Source organism: Paenibacillus algorifonticola, from assembly GCF_000971975.1.
Taxonomy (GTDB): Bacteria; Bacillota; Bacilli; order Paenibacillales; family Paenibacillaceae; genus Pristimantibacillus; species Pristimantibacillus algorifonticola.
On sequence record NZ_KQ040779.1, the window covers coordinates 1 to 18,887 of the forward strand.

The 18,887-nt window shown below is 46.3% G+C and carries 16 protein-coding genes; 4 read left to right on the plus strand and 12 right to left on the minus strand.

The features are described 5' to 3' along the window. Positions 1 to 77 precede the first annotated feature (77 nt). Positions 78 to 296, minus strand: coding sequence for a response regulator transcription factor (locus WH37_RS01440; RefSeq protein ID WP_046228807.1), 219 nt, complete (start codon positions 294 to 296; stop codon positions 78 to 80). A 521-nt stretch (positions 297 to 817) separates the two neighbouring features. On the opposite strand from WH37_RS01440, the gene WH37_RS01445 reads away from it, so the two are divergent. The 3 genes from WH37_RS01445 to WH37_RS01455 all read left to right on the plus strand — a co-directional run bounded on the left by WH37_RS01445 (position 818) and on the right by WH37_RS01455 (position 3,162). Then, on the plus strand, positions 818 to 1,021 hold the full coding sequence (locus WH37_RS01445; RefSeq protein ID WP_046228808.1) for a hypothetical protein: 204 nt from the start codon (positions 818 to 820) through the stop codon (positions 1,019 to 1,021). Positions 1,022 to 1,126: 105 nt separating this feature from the next. Next, positions 1,127 to 1,810: an ATP-binding cassette domain-containing protein gene (locus tag WH37_RS01450; RefSeq protein WP_046228809.1), complete on the plus strand. Its 684-nt coding sequence runs from the start codon at positions 1,127 to 1,129 to the stop codon at positions 1,808 to 1,810. Further along, positions 1,807 to 3,162: a hypothetical protein gene (locus WH37_RS01455; RefSeq protein WP_046228810.1), complete on the plus strand. Its 1,356-nt coding sequence runs from the start codon at positions 1,807 to 1,809 to the stop codon at positions 3,160 to 3,162. Before WH37_RS01450 ends, WH37_RS01455 begins: the two co-directional genes overlap by 4 nt. 29 nt (positions 3,163 to 3,191) lie before the next feature. On the opposite strand, the gene WH37_RS01460 is transcribed toward WH37_RS01455, so the two are convergent. From WH37_RS01460 to WH37_RS01510, 11 genes are all read right to left on the minus strand, one after another. Further along, on the minus strand, positions 3,192 to 3,767 hold the full coding sequence (locus WH37_RS01460; RefSeq protein WP_046228811.1) for a TetR/AcrR family transcriptional regulator: 576 nt from the start codon (positions 3,765 to 3,767) through the stop codon (positions 3,192 to 3,194). Between the two features lie 58 nt (positions 3,768 to 3,825). Beyond that, positions 3,826 to 4,548 carry an MBL fold metallo-hydrolase gene (locus tag WH37_RS01465; RefSeq protein WP_046228812.1) on the minus strand — a complete coding sequence of 241 codons (723 nt, stop codon included), beginning with the start codon at positions 4,546 to 4,548 and terminating at the stop codon, positions 3,826 to 3,828. Positions 4,549 to 4,737: 189 nt separating this feature from the next. Continuing rightward, positions 4,738 to 5,394 (minus strand): SGNH/GDSL hydrolase family protein, encoded by a 657-nt coding sequence (locus tag WH37_RS01470; protein WP_046228813.1) that lies wholly within the window; start codon positions 5,392 to 5,394, stop codon positions 4,738 to 4,740. A gap of 26 nt (positions 5,395 to 5,420) precedes the next feature. Further along, on the minus strand, positions 5,421 to 6,278 hold the full coding sequence (locus WH37_RS01475) for an AraC family transcriptional regulator (RefSeq protein ID WP_231594081.1): 858 nt from the start codon (positions 6,276 to 6,278) through the stop codon (positions 5,421 to 5,423). After that, a complete protein-coding gene (locus WH37_RS01480) occupies positions 6,241 to 7,104 on the minus strand; it encodes a sugar phosphate isomerase/epimerase family protein (protein ID WP_046228977.1) in 864 nt (287 codons plus the stop codon). Before WH37_RS01480 ends, WH37_RS01475 begins: the two co-directional genes overlap by 38 nt. Before the next feature lie 62 nt (positions 7,105 to 7,166). Beyond that, positions 7,167 to 8,237: a Gfo/Idh/MocA family protein gene (locus tag WH37_RS01485; protein WP_046228814.1), complete on the minus strand. Its 1,071-nt coding sequence runs from the start codon at positions 8,235 to 8,237 to the stop codon at positions 7,167 to 7,169. A 34-nt stretch (positions 8,238 to 8,271) separates the two neighbouring features. Then, positions 8,272 to 9,432: a Gfo/Idh/MocA family protein gene (locus tag WH37_RS01490; protein WP_046228815.1), complete on the minus strand. Its 1,161-nt coding sequence runs from the start codon at positions 9,430 to 9,432 to the stop codon at positions 8,272 to 8,274. A 276-nt stretch (positions 9,433 to 9,708) separates the two neighbouring features. Further along, entirely contained in the window at positions 9,709 to 11,304 is a 1,596-nt protein-coding gene (locus WH37_RS01495) for an extracellular solute-binding protein (RefSeq protein ID WP_046228816.1), read from the minus strand. Positions 11,305 to 11,389: 85 nt separating this feature from the next. Next, the gene (locus tag WH37_RS01500) at positions 11,390 to 12,283 is read right to left on the minus strand and encodes a carbohydrate ABC transporter permease (protein WP_046228817.1); all 894 of its coding nucleotides are present in this window, start codon (positions 12,281 to 12,283) and stop codon (positions 11,390 to 11,392) included. A 714-nt stretch (positions 12,284 to 12,997) separates the two neighbouring features. Continuing rightward, positions 12,998 to 13,921: an ABC transporter permease gene (locus tag WH37_RS01505; protein ID WP_177217989.1), complete on the minus strand. Its 924-nt coding sequence runs from the start codon at positions 13,919 to 13,921 to the stop codon at positions 12,998 to 13,000. Between the two features lie 340 nt (positions 13,922 to 14,261). Beyond that, positions 14,262 to 16,283 (minus strand): beta-galactosidase, encoded by a 2,022-nt coding sequence (locus tag WH37_RS01510; RefSeq protein ID WP_046228818.1) that lies wholly within the window; start codon positions 16,281 to 16,283, stop codon positions 14,262 to 14,264. 326 nt (positions 16,284 to 16,609) lie between these two features. On the opposite strand from WH37_RS01510, the gene WH37_RS01515 reads away from it, so the two are divergent. Then, positions 16,610 to 18,886: a helix-turn-helix domain-containing protein gene (locus tag WH37_RS01515; RefSeq protein WP_046228819.1), complete on the plus strand. Its 2,277-nt coding sequence runs from the start codon at positions 16,610 to 16,612 to the stop codon at positions 18,884 to 18,886. The last annotated feature ends 1 nt before the right edge of the window (position 18,887 follow it).

Sequence of the window (18,887 nt, forward strand, 5' to 3'; positions counted from 1 at the left end):
ACGACCAACTATCGTTTTCTTAATCTTCAGACAAAATCAATGTCATAGTTTATGCAACGCTAGTGATCAAATCTATTTTAAACGTTTTCATTCATTTCCTCGGAAGTGATAATTTGATTTTGCAAAGCAAATACAGCAGCTCCTACCCGTGTTGCTACGTTAAACTTTCCAAGTATGGACGTAACATGATAATCGACCATTCGCTTTGAGATATACAAAATTGAGGCGATCTCTTTATTAGGCTTTTCCTTGCAAATGAGCAACAATATCTTCTTTTCCGTTGCGTTCAATTCCATGTTTAGCTAGTTTTCCTTTCTCTCAAAAATACTCTGCCTATGAAACCTAATAATGCCGCGCCTCCAAATAGGTATCTCATCGTCTCCGTCTCTTCATAAAAAAAGATTCGGCATAAAAGATAGCCTAGTATCCCAACAAAACTTAGCACTTCAAAAATTCTTCTCATTTTTCCACTCCTTTCATAATTTAGACAATCAATACATAACTAATTAATACCATATTTTTATTTCAATTTCAATCTTTGAGTATTTATTACATTTCACAAAACTTTCACTTTCTATAAAAAATCCGGCGTTAATTTCTACGGCAACTTAACTTTTTTGGGTCTGGCGATAAATCCTACAAGTCAAAAACTTACTATATTACCCATATCTAAAATGGAAATTACAGTCTAATAAATGTATATTTTTTAAATTTTTAACCAAATAATTGCGCATATGCGAAATTTACTAAATTGTAAAATAAGTATAATATTGTATCCAGGTGAAGTCAGAGGGGAAAATTAGAGGAGATGATTTAATTGATCGCAAAGATTATTGCTTATATTATTAAATATGGTTCAAAAGCTTGGGATATAATCAAAGTGGCTATTGGGTCAGCATGGAGCAGCTTTAAAGCAGCATGGGATGCTGGCGTGTGGAAAGCCACCCAATGGCTGGTGGAAAGATCTGTATACGTTGAAATCATATATGAAGCATTAAAAGCTGTTTTCGGAGATAACTAAAAAAGCCCAGCGCCACGAACGCTGAGCAAAAAAGTGATGAGATAAGACCCAGAAAACTCCCTCTGGCTTACCTTTAATAAATTATTATAAGGATTGGTATAAAATATGTCAATGAATACAACATCCCCTCCTCCTCTTATTGATGTAAGAAATGTATCTAAAAGCTTTGGGAAAAAACTTGTATTAAACAAAATCAATTTTGCTATGCCAGCACCCTCCATTTATGTACTAAAAGGAGCAAATGGTGTTGGAAAAAGTGTGTTCCTAAAATGCTTGCTTCAATATGAGCGAATTGACGCTGGAATTATAGAAATTGCCGGCAATCCTTTATCTGACCGTATAAGTCTAAGATCAAATACTTTTTTCATCTCTTCAGACCATCAGCAATTTATCGAGCTGTTGACTCCAAACGAATTTTTTCAGTTTCTTAAGGAAATTTATATGATCCCTTTTGAACGAATAGAACAAGTGAGCCATCTTGCAGAAGATTTAAATGTCTTAACCGAACTGAATACCCTTTTCTCAAAGCTTTCCTTTGGAACTAAAAAGAAAATCCAGTTCATAGCAGCAATGCTTATTTGTCCAAAGCTTCTCATCTGTGATGAGATTTATGAGGGCTTAGATACTGATGCAGTGCTTTTTATTCAACAAGCTTATCAGCATAGAAAATTACAAGGTATGGGAACACTTCTCACTACACATATTCGTGATTATGGTGAAGAGGTTGCCGATCTTATTTTCGAACTTTTCAATAATGGTATTCATGTTGTGAAAGAGAATATTACATGAATCTGTCTGCTTTCAGAAAACTTTTGTCGATTGCTTATGACGACCGTAGTTCAAATGTGACTAAACAAGCCATCATTGATTTTTGCAGCCTCGGCTTTTTAATGAGTCTTATCCTTTTAGGCATCAAAAATTTTGGCATAGCAACAACTATGGAATATTACATCGGTATCCATTTGGCTCTAAATTTAATTCTTTTATTTTTCACTGCTGCTGTTTTAAAAAGTATCCCAACGCTAAGCAAATTTGTTGGTTCTATGCCAATCAAGCCTGCTGCTTATTTTTATAAGGTTTATTTAGTTAGTTCCTTAAAGTTTTTTATTCTATTAGAATATCTTATTGCAGCTTTAATTTTACTTTGGAATGATACCAGTTTAAAAACTGTAATTATATTCGTAATATTGTTGGAAGCAATACGATTTTTACGACTTTATTTCGAGTTTTTATTTGGATTTTTAAAAAGTTTACCTGGTTTGAGCATTTGGTTTTCAATATTGTTTTTTTCATGTTCAGCACTACTGTATGTACTAAACAAAAAGCAAATGCTTAGTCTATCTATTTTTCAATATTCACCTTCAGTTGCTGCTTATATTATTATAATTTTAACCATTTTAGGCTTACTCACAGGTCCGCTACTCGCTGCTCAACAAATGAATCAATTCAGCAGAAATGCAATGCTTTATTTCTATTTCACCAGTAAACTTATGAAACTCTCTACCCGTATTCTCTATTTAAATAAACATACAAAAGCAATGTTAACTACTCACATAACCCGCTTGCTTAGAAATTCTGACTATATGGGTAGAATTATTCGTATTTTTACTGTTGTAACTCTTTTATCATGCTTTAATGATGTAGTTCTAGCTCCTTTTTTTAATATGCCCAAGGCTGCATTTGTAGATATTCCTTACATGATATGCCTTGTTACTTTTCTAACCCTACAATTAGAATATCCTATATTTAAAAATTCTTATTTAGATGAGTTCCCCATCACAACCAGGAAAATAAATCTTATTATTGATTTAATCGATGCTTATATTTTAGTTTTATTTTTAATATTTTTAATGCTTATCGAATTTGCTACAGGAAATAATGCCATTCAAATGACAGGTGTTATTTTCTTATCTTTTTTCAGTTTTTACTTTATCAGCAGAAGTATATCCATCCCGCAAAAAAAATTATCTAACATAAATAAATTATTTTATTACTTTCAATTTTTCATCCTTTCTATTCCCTTAAAAATAGTTATGGACAATGTCCCTGCTTCAAAATGGCATGTACACTTGACTGTATTTTTCGCATGCTTATCCTTATATTGTATAAGGAGGAAAATATTTATTCGGAAGCGAGATTAAATAGACATGCTGCGATTAGAATAAAGATGTTACTTTTCTATACACATTTGTCGAATACCCGACAAATACGTTTGCAGCACAAGCTGCAGCGATTCATCCAACTGATAGGGCAAGCCGAAGCCGCCTTTCTGCTCGATTGAGCTAAATCCATGCAGCAGGCTGCGTAAGCCGCGGACGATATGAATCGCCATCTCATGCTTTAATTTGTAACTATCCAGCAAATTAATAATGAGCCCGAGCAGTTGCTCGCTAACCGCTTTAAATTCATCATTATCCTGTGATTGAGACGGAATTGTCGCCTCGTAAACACCCGGATTCGAGCGGGCAAAAGCAATATAGGCTTTGCCCGCCGCATAAACGGCGTCTTCCCCTGTCAGCCCTTCTACCGCGTAACTCATCTGCTCGTTCATTTCGCGCAAGCCATAAATCGCGAGCGCCAGCTTCACTCCACTTAAACCGTCTATATGGTTGTATAAGGAAGGGGAGCGAATGCCCAGCTTCTGCGAAAGCGTTGCCATCGTCACTGCTTCTAGCCCTTGTGTATTGGCAATATCTGCGGCTGTTCGAACAATCGTTGGTACATCCAAGCCTATTCTTGGCGACATGCGTTTTTCTCCTTACTGTTATGAAATTAGTGTAGATTATATCAGCGTGCTTTTTCCTTTAATGTACCGCAGCAGCAGCTAGTTTGCGTTCAGCCACCATGACGGCCTGCTCCATTGCCGATACTGGATCAACAAGCAGGTTGCCATGTCCAACTGCCAGCAAGGACGGTTTCAGCGCAAGCAAGCGCTTGGCGCTAAGCAGCGACTGCTGCTTATTCCAGGTTGCCCACGCCGGAAATGGAAACAACGGCCGAACTTGTCCGCTTACGGCAAGGCCACCACGCAGTTGAAAAGCATCACCGGCAATCAGCCCGCCGCCTCTCGTATCGAGAAATGCCATGGAGCCGGGCGTATGTCCTGGTGCTGCAACCGCGAGCAGCGAGCCGATCCGGTCGCCATCCTGAAGCAGCAGATCCGGCTGCGTTGCTACTTTTTTTGGTACACTGCCTTTGATTGGAGTCGTCGGCTCTCCCGGCTCCAAAGACCGATCTCCACGCAGCAGTCGTGCATCCCTCGCGGATATCGCTACGACGGCCTCCGGAAGCTGTGCTTTGAGCGCATCCAACGCTCCGATATGATCATCATGTGCATGCGTCAGCACGATTCGCACAATCGGCTTGCCGAGCTTGCTTGCTGCCCGCATAATCGCTTCAGCATTATTCGGCAGCGCTGCATCAATCAGCGTCAAGCCGTCCTCTTCTTCGATCAAATAGCAATTAACAGGAAACACACGGGGCAAGTAGGTCAACTGATAAATATGCTGATGTCCAGTCATTCTCACAACGCATCACTCCTCGGTATTTTGCGCTGGCTGCGCAAAAACTAATATCATTAGTTTTATAATAACTAATGATATTAGTTTTGGCAATACGTTTATTCGTCTACTTTCATTTAGCACCCCTACGGACGGCTTATGCGGCATTAAAATCAAAAAAAGCCTATCCTCTAAGGATAAGCTTATCAACCACTCTTACTTCGTCCAATCGAAATCCATCGCCTGCAAAAAAGCTCTCGCCAGCACCATATGGCCTGCTGCCGTCGGGTGGACGCGGTCCCACGCCAAGGTAGCGGAATACAGATGTGCCAGCACTTTATTAAATGCCGCCTGTGTATCCACGAACAGACAGCCCGTCTCATCTGCAATCCGGCGTACAACAGCTCCATATTCGTCCATCGTGCGGCGCATCGCGTCCTGCTCATTGCTTTCCAGAAAGAAAGGCGTCATCAGCACGATACCGCTTCTGGCGACCGGCTTCGCCTGTGCGACCAGCTCGCGCAGCGTTTGCTCGTACTCCTCGATATATACATGCCAATCTGTAATGAACGGCGTATCATATTGGCGCCATACGTCATTTGTGCCGATCATGATCGAAAGAACGTCCGGTTTCTTATCCGTCACATCCTCCTGCCATCTCGCCTTTAAATCACGGACCGTATTCCCGCTCGTTCCCATGTTTACTACGCGAATGCCGAGCTCCGGATAGACCGCTTGCAGCAGCGCATCCACCTGCGCTACGTAACCTCTGCCAAGCGCGCCGAACAGCCCCTCGCCATCCTGCTTGTTCCGATCGCAATCCGTAATCGAGTCCCCAATGAACAACAGCTTCTGCCCACGTTCCAGCTTCACCCTAATCATTCCCCTTATTTACACGATTAGCCTTGCGTCTCGCGCCGCTTGAACTGCTCTGGCGATACACCGACGAACTGCTTGAACATTCTGCTGAAATGGGCCAAATGCTTGAAGCCCAGGCGATAGCAAGCCTCTGTAACCGTAACGGACGGCTCCATCAAAAACATAATTTTCGCCTCATTAATCCGCCTTCGATACACATAGTGAAACACCGTTACACCCGTCACATCCTTAAACAGTCTGGCAATGTACGACTTGCTTAAATGCAGCCGTTCTTCCAACTGCTCCATATGCAAATCATCCGTATAGCTGTGCTCCAGCAAGGAAATGATGCGCTGCACCGTCTGCTCCTTATCGGAGGAAAATTCTTGCCGGTCCCTTAGCGGCTGCTCGCACAAGCCAAAAATAAAATACAATAAATCAACAAAGGCAAGCAGCAGACGATTGCTGCCTATGGCATCGCCCCGCTGCTGATGCACATGCATTTGAGCCAGCAGCTGCTCCGCCTCTTCCTTATGCTCGCCTCTGAGCCGCAGGCGGTGATTGCGCAGCTCCTCAAACGGTTCCATAACATTGAGCGCCTGCGGCAGCTCCAGCAGTGGACGCAGCAGCGAAGGCTCAAAATGGACAATCGTCCGGACATAAGGGACCGAAGGATCGATCTTGGCACAATGCAGCGTCATGCCGAACAAAATCATCATATCACCCGACTGCATATGATAAATTTGATCGCCAATCAAATAGTTACATTTTCCTTCATGAAAATAATAAACCTCGTAATTCGTATGTGAATGAAAAATCGCTTCAAGCGGCGTTTGAATTCGATAGCCGAAATCGAGCATTTTAACCTTGCGACTGCAATCCATTAATATAGTGGACAAAATGTTGCAGCATAGCCGGAGAATCTGCAAATTCCTTGCTGAAATCCTCAATGCCGAGATAGCCGTCGTAGCCGACAGCTTGCAAATCCTCGATGATTTGCTTCCACGGCACTACCCCTTTAGCTAGTCCCGCCCAGTCCGCCTTCCAGCTTATGCTGCCATCTGCTTCTTCTGGGCCAGCTTGCCAGCCTGCATTTTTCACATGGACATGTGCCAAATAAGGCCCTAGCAGCTCAAGTCCCATCCGGTAGTTTTCGAAGCCTTCGTAAACCATATTGCCGGGATCGTACAACACGCCAATACAATCCGGGTCCAGCCCTTCGCAGAGCCGATAAGCTGCGGAAGCGCTTGCCGCAATCGTCTGATGATGGGTCTCGATTAAGCCTTTAACGCCATACGTCCGGCACAGCTCCTGCACTTGCTGCAAATACGTCCGTGCCAGCGTGAACAGCTCGCCGAACGGCCGGCTGCGGTCATAAATCGGAACACCAACCCGGATAAAGGAAGCCCCTACCCGCTTCGCCGCTTTCAGCACCTGTTCGGTCGCCTCCAAATCGCCAGCGGTCAGATATGGCGTCAGGCTAAGTGTCGTCAGTCCATGATCAGCCGCAGCCTTTCCGAAGCGATCCAGCATCGCCTCGCCGCCTGAGGGAAAAATCGTACAGCGATTGTTGCCCCAGAAAGAAGGCTCCTGGCTCGCAACAGCCGCATCCGGTGCTTCCTTGTAACGCCATTCTACAGCATGAATTCCTGCCTCTTGCGCCGCCGCTGCCAGCTCCTCAGGCCCCAGCTCCGGTGTTGCTACCGTAAATACAGACAACTTCATCATCGATTCACGCGCTCCCTTCCTCGAACCGTATTGTATGTTTCGCTTCCTCTGCTCTTTCCCTACTCGACCCGGACAGCCTGCAATTGCGCCTGCAAGCACAGCTCTGCCGCTTTAAACGTATGCGCCTGCGGCATCGCAAGCTCCGTGCCATTCAAGCAATCAAGAATGAGTGCTCCAAAATAAGGGAAACCAACCTTGTCTTTCACATCTATTTTTTGCTCGCCGTCTCCATTCACGAGGAACAGATGGTCGCTGCCGCCTCTCGTCAAATCGACATATTTGCGCAGCTCGATATAGCCTTTTGTCCCGAGAATAATCGTCCGGCCATCGCCCCAAGTAGACAAGCCATCCGGTGTAAACCAGTCCACGCGAAAATAATGCGTAGCCCCGTTGTCGCCGATAAGCGTAGCGTCGCCAAAGTCCTCAAGCTCTGGGTATTGCTTGTTATTGTAATTCGCTATTTTGCTGGATTGCACCGTCGCATCCTTACAGCCGGCGAAATACAGAAACTGTTCAATTTGATGGCTACCAATATCGCAAATAATGCCGCCGTACTGCTCCTTATTAAAAAACCAGTCTGGCCTAGCAGCTGCGTTCAAGCGATGCGGCCCCAATCCCATTACATTTAGCACGCGGCCGATAGCCCCGTCCTTTACGAGCTGCCCAGCGTATTCCGCGCATTCCACATGAAGGCGCTCGCTGTAATAAACCGCATAAATCTTGCCCGTAGCAGCCGTTACTTTACGCGCCTCAGCCAGCTGCTCCAGCGTCGTAAACGGCGCTTTGTCAGTAAAATAATGCTTGCCATGCTTCATAACCTCGACGCCCAGCGGGCCGCGCAAATTTGTAATCGCCGCTGCTGCAACCAGTACCACTTCCGCATCCTGCAAAATTTGCTGCTTCGATTCCGCCGGGCGAACTTCAGGATAGGTGCGTACAAATGCTTCCACCTTTTTCGGATCTGGATCATACACCCACTTGAGCGTGCCGCCCGCTTCCCGAAGACCATTGCACATGCCATAAATATGTCCATGATCAAGCGACAAAGCCGCGAATACAAATTCTCCCTCTTTAACTACCGGCTTCGGCTTGCCTTTCGGGGCATAATTCATTCCATTTGCTGTTGACATAAATGTTGCCTCCCTCTCGCTTGCTCGTTAGTGGTTAGTGGGTACCTTTAACATCCAGCGTCTCATAACTGTTCGCATCTTTATGCTTATCCGAGCTCAGTATTTTCTCCTGCAGCTTCTCATAAAATAAATCCTCGTTAATCGGAAGATCGACCCATCCATCCGTCCAAGTGGAGAGCAGCATCGCATTGGACAGCTCCAGTCCCCTAATGCCTTCTTCGCCTGGAGCGAGCAGTGGCGTGCCATGCAGGATCGCATTTACCCAATCCTGAGTAATGCCCATATGATTGCCGCCATCGCTGACCGGAATTTCGAATTTCCAGCATTCCGGCTGGCCGAAGCCGCCTTTAAAGGTGGCATTAAATTCAGTTTCAGACACGCGAAGACGCCAGAACGTCATTTTGTCATTTTCAATGACGATTTTGCCGCGTTCACCGGAAATTTCAAAACGGTTCGTTCCCGGCGACTCAAAGGTCGAGGTGACAAACACACCCGTTGCTCCATTTTCATATTCCACGTAAGCCGTCACATCGTTTTCCACTTCAATGTTCCGATGTTTTCCAAAGGAGCAAAAAGCACGTACGCGCTTTGGCATCATTCCTGTCGTCCACTGCCACAGATCAAGCTGATGCGGGTCCTGGTTCAGCAGTACGCCGCCGCCTTCGCCAGCCCATGTTGCACGCCAGCCGCCGGAATCGTAATAGCTCTGCGAACGGTACCAGTTCGTAATAATCCAGTTCGTGCGGCGAACTTCCCCAAGCTCCCCGGATGTAATCAAATCGCGAAGCTTCGCATACAGCGGATTCGTGCGTTGATTGTACATAATGCCGAATACTTTATTGCTGCGCGCTGCCGCTTCATTCATCTCGCGTACCTGCTTCGTATAGACGCCAGCTGGCTTCTCAATCAATACATGCAGCCCAGCCTTCAGCGCTGCCGCTGCCTGCTGCGGATGATCATAATGCGGTGTGCAGATAAGCACGCCGTCCACCTCGCCTGAGTAGAATAGTTCCTCAGCCGTCGAATACAGCTTTAGTTCTGTCCCCCACTCCTGCGCTGCCAGCTCCAAACGTTCGGAACGCACATCCGACACCGCAGCAAGCACAGCGCCCTCTACTCTTCCTTCAATCAAATAACGGGCATGTCCCGTTCCCATATTCCCAAGGCCCAATATGCCTATTCTGACTTTATCCAATGATTAACATCCTCTCTAAACCTGTTATAAGAAGGATTACTATAAATATATTGTAGCATAGATCGTTATGTAAGCGTTTGATTCAAAAAGCCGAATATCCACTCATCATTTAACTGTGATTGTACAGCTTGATCGGTATGCCTCGCGGCATGGACAATCGCTAGCCCCTCGTTGCCCTCTATTATTGCATAAAAAAAAGCGGCGGATTCGTCCCTAAGGAACGCACCGCCGCTTTGCCATCCATACCGAGAGCTGCCTCTGGTACGGCTTTGTCGCTTATTTAATATTTTTCTCTGTTACATAAGCTTGCCATTGTTTCATGTACTCGGCTTGAATTTTCTCAAGTCCAGCTTGCTTCGCTTTGTCCATGAACGTTTTCAAGCCTTCCTCGATATTGTCCACGAGACCAGCTTGCAGCGGGAACAGGTATTGCTTCTCCACTTGCTCAAGTGCTGCTCTCTCGGCTTGGTACGTGCTGTAATCTTCGGCAAAGCCGTTAAATTTGTCTGGAACTTGGATTTTGTCCAACTCGTCGAAGATCGTTTTTACGCCGTCATAGTTTTTGTCAAACAGCATGAACTCTGGATTTCTCCATGCCCAGCCGTTCATTCCTTCACGAGCAAAGCCGTTGGAGCTTGCATCGCCGATCATTTGGTAGTAGCCATCTTTCACTTCATAGTTTTTGCCTTCAACACCGTATTGAGTCAACAGGTTGTAGCGTTGGTCCGTTACCATTTTTTCATAGAATGCCAGTGCGCGCTCTGCGTTTTTGCTGCTTGTTGGAATCGCAAAGCCATTGTGAATCGCATGTACTGGTGTTGCAATACCTGTTGTAAGCGGGAATGGGTAGTATTTCAGCTCCCAATCCGGGTGAGCGGCTTGCACTTTAATAACCGAATCATTGAAACGAGTTGGGTTGTCGCCGAAAATCGTTGCTGCTTTGCCGCTTGTCAGCTGCTCCTGAATAACGTCGTTGATGTTAAGCACGTTTTTCGGGATGTAGCCGTTTTGCTGCCAGCGCTTAATCAGCTCCAAATCCGCTTTTTGCTCATCCGAGCCCCAGTATGTGTAAATGTTGCCTGGCTCGAAGTAGTTCACGCCAAGACCGTAAGGCAGCGCGCCGATTGCTTTGTGCTCGATATCGCGAATTTGGTTCACGAGGCTGCCGCGAACGTCTGCACCAAGTGCGATTGGACGCATGCTCGGCTCATTGGCTTTAATGCCAGCCAAATACTCTTCATACGTTTTCAAGTCTTTTGGCTCGGGAAGGTTGTATTTTTTACGAAGGTCTTCGCGCCATACGAAGCCGTTTGTTACATACTCTTTGTACGTTGCAGGAACGGTAAAGATTTGGTTGTCGATTTTAACCGCTTCCCACATATCTTGCGGCACGAACTCATTCAGCTTCGGAGCAGCTACAGGAAGCAGCTTGTCGAGCGGCTGGAATGCGCCTTTTTTCGCGTAGGACTGGTATTGCGTCCATTCCGCTGTAAAGATCAGGTCGACCTGTTGGCCGGAGCCAAGCAGCAATTTATATTTTTGCTCCCAATCCGTCCATGACGTGTAGTTGAATTTGACTGTTGCATTCAAATCCTGAAGTGCCATTTCGTTGATTTTGTCTTGAATGGTAGCGAGATCCTTCGGCGCATCGCCTAGCATATAAAATTGCAATTCTACTTTTTTGGAAGTATCGATACCCGTTTTCTCGCCTGCTTGCGCATTGTCCGGCGATGCGGTAGCCGCTGCGCTATCTGCTGGACTGCTGGATGCTGCCGTATTTCCGCCACCATTGCCGCTGCAAGCTGCGATCATGCTCATAAGCAGCATTACGGTGAGAAGCATGACTAAACCTTTGCTCTTTTTCTTCATCATGTGAATCCTCCCTTTTATAAGTTGAACCTATATATGTTAGCTGGACCCTAGTAGCAAGCTTGCCGCTATGCACTCTGGTACAGTTCTAACCTTTGACAGCCCCAATCGTCAAGCCTTTTACAAAATAACGCTGAACGAAAGGGTAGAGGAACAAAATCGGGCCAGTTACAATAATCGCCATTGCCATCTTGGTTGATTCCATCGGCATGTCGCCACCAAGCGAAACGCCTGTGCCTGCTCCCATTTGAGACAGGAAGCTCATCGCATTGATGATGTTGTACAAATAATATTGAAGCTGGTACATCGTCGTGTCATTGATAAACAGCGAGGATGTAAACCAGTCATTCCAGTAAGCCAGCGCCAGGAACAGGCCGACGGTTGCGATGCCCGGCATCGACAATTGCAGCACGATGCGAGCGTAGATCGTAAAGTCATTCGCGCCATCGATTTTAGCCGATTCCGTTACTTCGTCAGGCACGGCGGAGCGGATGAAGTTTTTCATCAATATAATGAGGAACGGCGTCATAAGTCCTGGGAGAATGAGCACCGCATACGTATCGGTGAGCTGCAAATATTTCGTCAGCATAATGTACCACGGCACAAGGCCGCCTCCGAACAGCGTCGTGAAATAAATAAAGAAGGAGAAAAAATTCCGGTATTTAAAATCTCTGCGCTGCAGGACGTAACCCGCCATCGTAATGAAGAACAGGCCCAGAAATGTGCCGACGACTGTCGTCACTATCGTTACGGTGTAGGCATTGATGACCTGCTGCGGGAATCGCAGCACCGTCTTGTAGCCTTCGAGAGAAAACACCTGCGGGATCAAATGATACCCATCGCGGAGAATCGATTCGTTCTGGGTGAACGAAGCTGAGACAATGAGCAGAAACGGAAACAGGCAAGCGACTGACGTGAGCAAAATAACTACGAAAGCAATAATGCGAAACAGCAGCATATAGCTGTCGTCTTTGATTTTCATAAAGTAACCTCCATGTTCTCTTTGTGTCGGTGATTAGAATAAGTGCACTTGGTGAGGGTAGAATCGGCGCTGCGTAAAAGGTTTGGCTTCCGATCGCCATTGCCCGTGGAAATTTTTAACTATACCGCCAGCGGTAAATTTCCAGTGGCGAAAGCATATGCTTACGAAGCTGCTTTCCTGCGGAAAGCTTTAGCTAACGCTTCTCCAGCTCAAACCTTTTACTCCGCTCGTCCTCCTCTCACCAACACCCTTCTTCTAAAACACGAACCACAAAGATCGAATTCAATAGCAATAAGGGAATATTATGATGCTTATTAATGTCTACATCTTTGTACTTCAAATCTCTACGCTCGTAAGCTTAAGCACTTGCTTGAGCTCTAAGGCACTGGCACTTGCTCTAGAAGGTGTAACGCAAGCCGAATGCGGCTAGGGATTTGTTTTTGCTCTTGGTGTTGGTTCTTGTTCTTGTTCTTGTTCTTGTCTTTTGAACTAAAAGGTAGAGCGCAAGCGCAAAAGCGGCTAAGCTGCTTTTTCCTCCCCCTAGGAGGGAGATGAAAAAGGCGAAGTGGAATGAAAAGGTTGAGTTGGAGAAGCGTAAGCGTTCGCTTTTACCCTTGAATTTCCCCCTTATGGGGGTTATTCGAAGAAATTCAAGGGTAATGGCGATCGGAAACCAAGCTTTTCATGCAACGCAGACTCTTTTTCATCGCACTCCTAGAACAGTGCGTATTCGTCGTTGATTTTGCGAATAATATAGTTGACCGTCATAATCAGGATGAAGCCGAACAACGATTGGTAAAGACCCGCGGCAGTCGACATCCCAATATCAAACGTTACTTTCAGCGAGCGGTACACATACGTATCCAGAATGTCCGTCGTATCATACAGCACCCCGTTGTTGCCGATTAATTGATAGAACAAGTCAAACTGTCCTTTCATAATGCTGCCAAGAGCGAACAGCAGCAGTACGACGAATGTCGTTTTTAGCATTGGAACCGTAATGTACCAGATCCGTTGAAAAATGTTGGCGCCGTCAATTTTGGCTGCTTCATAATATTCATCGCTGATGCCTGTAATAGCGGCTAGATAGATAACCATGCTGTAACCGAGGTTTTTCCATAGATAGAACAAAATAATTAGCGGTACCCACACCCAAGGTGTATTGTACACATCAACCGGCTCGATGCTGAGCTGCTTGAGCAGCGTGTTCAAGAATCCGCTTTCATAGTTGAACAGATTGTACACGATAACGCTCAAAATAACGAACGATACGAAATAAGGCAAAAACATAATCGACTGCGTCAGCTTTTTGAACCACTTTGATTTAAGCTCGCTCAGCAGAATAGCTAGCGCGATGGCGAGCACATTGCCAAGACCAATGAAGGCTACATTATAGCCAATCGTATTTAAGGTCAGTTTAGTCAAAATGCCGGATTGCCATAAAAACTTGAAGTTCTCCAGCCCAACGAATTCACTATTGAATAAGCTCGTATTATAATCGAACCTCGTGAAAGCGTAATAGATGCCGACCATCGGTAAATAAGAATTGATGATGAAAAATAAAATCGTCGGCAGCAGCATGAGAAATAAAATACGGTTGGTGATCAGCTCGTGAAAAAGACCTCTTCTGGTATTCATGCAGGCTATGTCTCCCCTTTCAGCTTTGCTTTTTCTTTTTTTCATTTGTACGATGCTAGCTGCAATTGCCCTCATGCTCACTTGCTCACTCCTATGCAATTGCTGATGTTGCGTCGTTCGTTGTGCCCTCAGTGTATAGCAGGCTCGGAACGGTCAGCTAGAGCAACATCAGGCAATTAGTGAAAAATGCTGTGAAAACGGAGGTGAACGAATTGCACCTCTATGCATTTTTTAGCTTTTCACAGGCTGTCCACTAACGCTACAAAGTGAAAAAAACATAGAGAAAAAGCCGTTTTTCCCAGTGTGAACAGGAAAAACGGCTCTTCTATAGCAGCCTCGCCTATGTCGAGATCTGCAGAATCATGACGCCATATGGTTCGATCGTCACTGCTCCGGATAAGCGTTCACTGGTCAGCAAATCGGTGTATTTCACTTCTCCCAGCTCAAGCTTGGATTCAAAAGGATTATGATTCAGCACGAAGGTGTAGGCTTCCTCCCCTTTATGACGCTGCGCCAGCTCGACTCCGGCATCTGCGAGGAGCGGCGCCCCGATGCCATGCTTCTCGCAAATCGTCTGTACCAGCCCGCTGAGCAGCTTCTGCTCTGGAACCGTCGCCACATAGTAGGCTTCACCTTCTCCGTAGCGATTGACGGTTAACGCTGGCATCCCCGCATAAAAATCAGACCCATAGCTGCCAATGGCCTCGGCACCTTCTAAATGAAGCAAATCGCATAGCAGCTCACACGCATAGGAGCCCCCGGCTATATGCCCAAATTGCTCGCCCACTTCGATTGTGTTGCGCATATCCGGCGTCAAGCTGTCGATTTCCTCGACCCATACGCCAAGCAGCTTCCTTAATGCGCCCGGATAACCGCCCAGCGTGACCAAATCATTTTCATTGACGATACCGCTGAAAAAGGTCGTTATAAACGTGCCGCCAGCCTGCACGAACGCTTCGATGCGCTCGGCTACGCCTGGCTTCAGCATATACAGCACAGGAGCGACGACGATTTTGTACTTGGAGAACTCGCTGAGCGGGCTGATGACGTCCATTTGAATGTTTTGATCATAAAAAGCTTTATAATAACGCTGCGCCTGATCCAAGTAGTTCAAATCCACGCTTGGCCCGCTCGTAATCTCAACGGCATTCCAGTTGTCGATATCAAACAGCAGCGCAGCTTCCACATGTACCGTGGCATCCAGCAGCTTGTCGCCCAGCTCCTCCAGCTCGTGCCCAAGCTGTGCGCATTCGCGGAATACGCGCGTATGCTCATGCCCGACATGCTCGATTAGCGCGCCATGATATTTCTCGCAAGCGCCGATCGAGCGGCGCAGCTGGAAGAACATCACCGTGTCAGCGCCATGCGCGACCGCCTGATAGCTCCACAGCCGCATGACGCCCGGACGCTTGAGGCTGTTGTAGGGCTGCCAGTTTTGCTGGCTTGGCGTCTGCTCCATCAGCATGAACGGCTTGCCCTGCTTCAGGCCCCGCATATAATCATGTCGCATCGCCACATTGCCCATCGGCTCACTCATTTGCGGGTAGCTGTCCCAAGACACGACATCCATCGCATCGCCCCATTTTTGCAAATCAAGGCCGTTGAACAGCCCCCAAATATTCGTCGTTATCGGCAGAGCCGGGGTAATACGTTTCAGCTCCTCGTACTCCCCTTTATAGCAGTCAAGAATGGAATCGGACATAAAACGTTTATAATCCAGCGCCATCGGCTGAAAATTGCGGTTGTCGCCGTTCAGATTGGTTGGCGGCACAATATCTTCCCAGTCATACACCGTATGACCCCAGAAGCTCATGTTCCACTCCGCATTCAAGCGCTCAATTGTGCCGAACTTCGCCTGCAGCCAGACGCGGAAAGCTTCCGCACAATGATTGCAATAGCAATGTGTGCCATACTCATTGTTTATATGCCAAATGAGCAGCGCGGGATGATCTTTATAGCGCTCGGCTAGCTTTGCCGCAAGAGCACGGGAGAAACGGCGGTACGTCTTGCTATTCGGGCAAAAATTAGTACGGGAGCCATGCGTCCGCTTCCGTCCATCCACATCAACCGGCAAAATATCGTCATACTTGCGCGACATCCATGCGGGCTGTGCAGCCGTCGAGGTGGCAAGGCAGGCGTAAATCCCATTTTCAGCAATCAGATCCAGCAGCTTATCCAGCCATTCAAAGTTATAAACGTCCTCGGAAGGCTGCAGCTTCGCCCAGCTAAATACCGGAAGCGTTACGACATTGATGCCCGCCTCCTTAAACAAACGCATATCCTCCTGCCAGATTGCCTCTGGCCATTGATCAGGATTATAGTCACCGCCATACCATATTTTTGGAAGCTTGGAATGAATCATTTTGTCACTTTCCCTTCGACTTATCCATATTGCACTGCGAATTCGAGGAAAAGTCTAAAGGAAAGCAATAGCTTTGTCATCTGAACGTATTGGTTTTGCCAAAAAGTTCACTCCGGTTCGGTTTGTTCACAGCGTTCAAAGCAAGAGCGTTCAATTTTATGCATAGAATACATTGTACGGTTGGCGGAGTGAAGTTTATAATATGTACAGAGATGCGCCAGAGATCAGGTGAACAAACTGACATATACGCATATTCAGGCAAACGATATCCAAATCACTTGGAAGCTTAAAAAAAGTAAGCGCTTACTAAAAGAGGGGGGACAGCTATGAAAGCCACCGCATGGAAAAATAACGGGAAGCTCTACAGCAGGTTTCTGCTCAGCATTACATTATGTATCGTATTGACGCTGCTCATTTCGTCCTTCTTCTATTATCTTGCTTATACACGGCTGGATCTGAAGCAAGCCTATTTATCTGATGTCAGCAGCTTGACCCGGACTAGCCAGGAAGTGAACAGCATGACGGAGAGCGCACAGTCGCTCACCTTCCAACTGTATCGGACGTTTACGATTTCCAAGCTGCTTTTTTATACGAAGCCTAATATTTATGATGTGACGGCGGCCATGAATGACTTGACCAACTATTTGAGCTCCATGCCGTTTATTGAGTCAATTTATGTATACAATTCAGCCAACAATCAATTTTACATTGCCAATCGTTCTGGGCAAAGCGGGATTTTTACCAAGGAGGAAATTTCCGATAAAGGCATTTTGCAAACGCTGGACGATTACCAGACGTATAAGCCGTTTACTCCAATTCCACGTTCCTATGTTCCGGAGGAGACGGACAGCCCTTTATTGCCTGGCCAGCCTTCTCCCGTGCATCATGTATATACTTATTTAGGCTATGATGCGATTGGAAAAAGCCAAACGATAAACTCGGCGGTCATCGTCAATATTTCATCGTCGTGGATTAATAAAGATATTGGAACCGTTGCAAGCGAGTCACTCGGTAAATCCTTTATTATTGATGATCGCCAGCGCATGCTTTCGCGCGATACGCTTGCCCCCAAATCGCTGAACAAGCAGGATAATGACATGCTTATATCGCAAATTTACGGTCAGCAGCAGCCGGGCTATATTGTGGCACGATTTGACGGCCAAAAATCGCTCATTTCCTATACGTCCTCGGATGCGCTCGAATGGCAATATGTTCGTGTCACGCCTTATGGCGAAATTACAGGAAAAGTAAGCGCCATTCGCAATACGACGCTTGCCATTGCCGCTGCCATTCTGGTGATCGGCCTGCTTATTTCCTGGCTGCTGTCACGTATGCTCTACCGCCCGATTCATCATATTATGGATAAAATGCATATGCTCGAAACCGAACGGCGCAACAGCTCCTATACGGTTAGACAAAATATTTTACGCAACTTGCTGGAAGGCGCGCAGCAATTGCATACGAAGACCCAACTCGACAAGCTTGAGCAAAGCGGCATTACGTTTGATTTCACGAACCATTACCGAGTTGTTTTAATTAAAATTGATGATTTGGAATCGCTCAGGGAAACGCGGGGCAATGATCTGCTCGCTTATAAATTCGCGATTATGAACATTAGCTGGGAAATTGGGCTGAAGCATTACCGCGTCGAAACGGTTGATATGAATGAAGACAGCGTTGTGCTGATGCTTGGGCGCCTCGAATCGACTGAACAGCCGGATGATGAGCTGCTGCGGACGATGCTGCTGCAAATTCAGCAATCCAGCCTGGAATATTTGCGGATTGGCATTTCTATGACGTACAGCCCGGAGGCGAACCAGCCTCAGCAGCTTGCTTCGCTCTATAAACAAGTGAAGGAGGCTTCGCTTCACCGTTTATTTTATGGGCAGGGCTGCTTGATCTATTCGCAAAATATTATGGAGCTGAAAGCAAAGGAATATAAATTCCCCGTCGATAAGGAGAAAAAGCTGACCGATGCGCTGATGGCTTCCAAAAACGTCGATGCGAAGCAGATTTTTGCCTCTATTGTTGAGGAAACGGCTGAATATCCGATTCACGTCGTGCAGCTCGCCATCTCGCATTTAACGATGACGGTCAATACGATTTTGTACACCATTCATAAAAATAACAGCCTCGAAGTTGAAACCGGGCTGAATACGAATATTCCTTCACTCGATAAATTCGAGACGGTAGAGGAAATGAACGCCTTATTTTTCACTTTATTTGACGATATTCAAGCTAGACTGATGGAGAAGCGTACCGTCAAGCAGAGCGATCTCATTCGTAAAATCAATGAGCTGATCGAGCGCGACTTCGCGAGCTCCAATCTATGCTTGAATTGGATTGCCGAGGAGCTGGATATGTCCTCCATCTACATTAGCCGGGTTTACAAGCAGCAGACGCTGACCGCTGTCGTCGACGTCATTAATCAGGTGCGGCTGGAGCATGCCAAAGATTATTTGGAAAATACGGATTGGTCCGTCGTCGATATCGCAGACAAAAGCGGCTATACGAGCAGCTCCTATTTCCATCGCATGTTCAAGAAGAGCTTTGGCGTCACTCCCGCCGACTATCGCAAATCCAGACTCGCCCAGCATGGCTGAG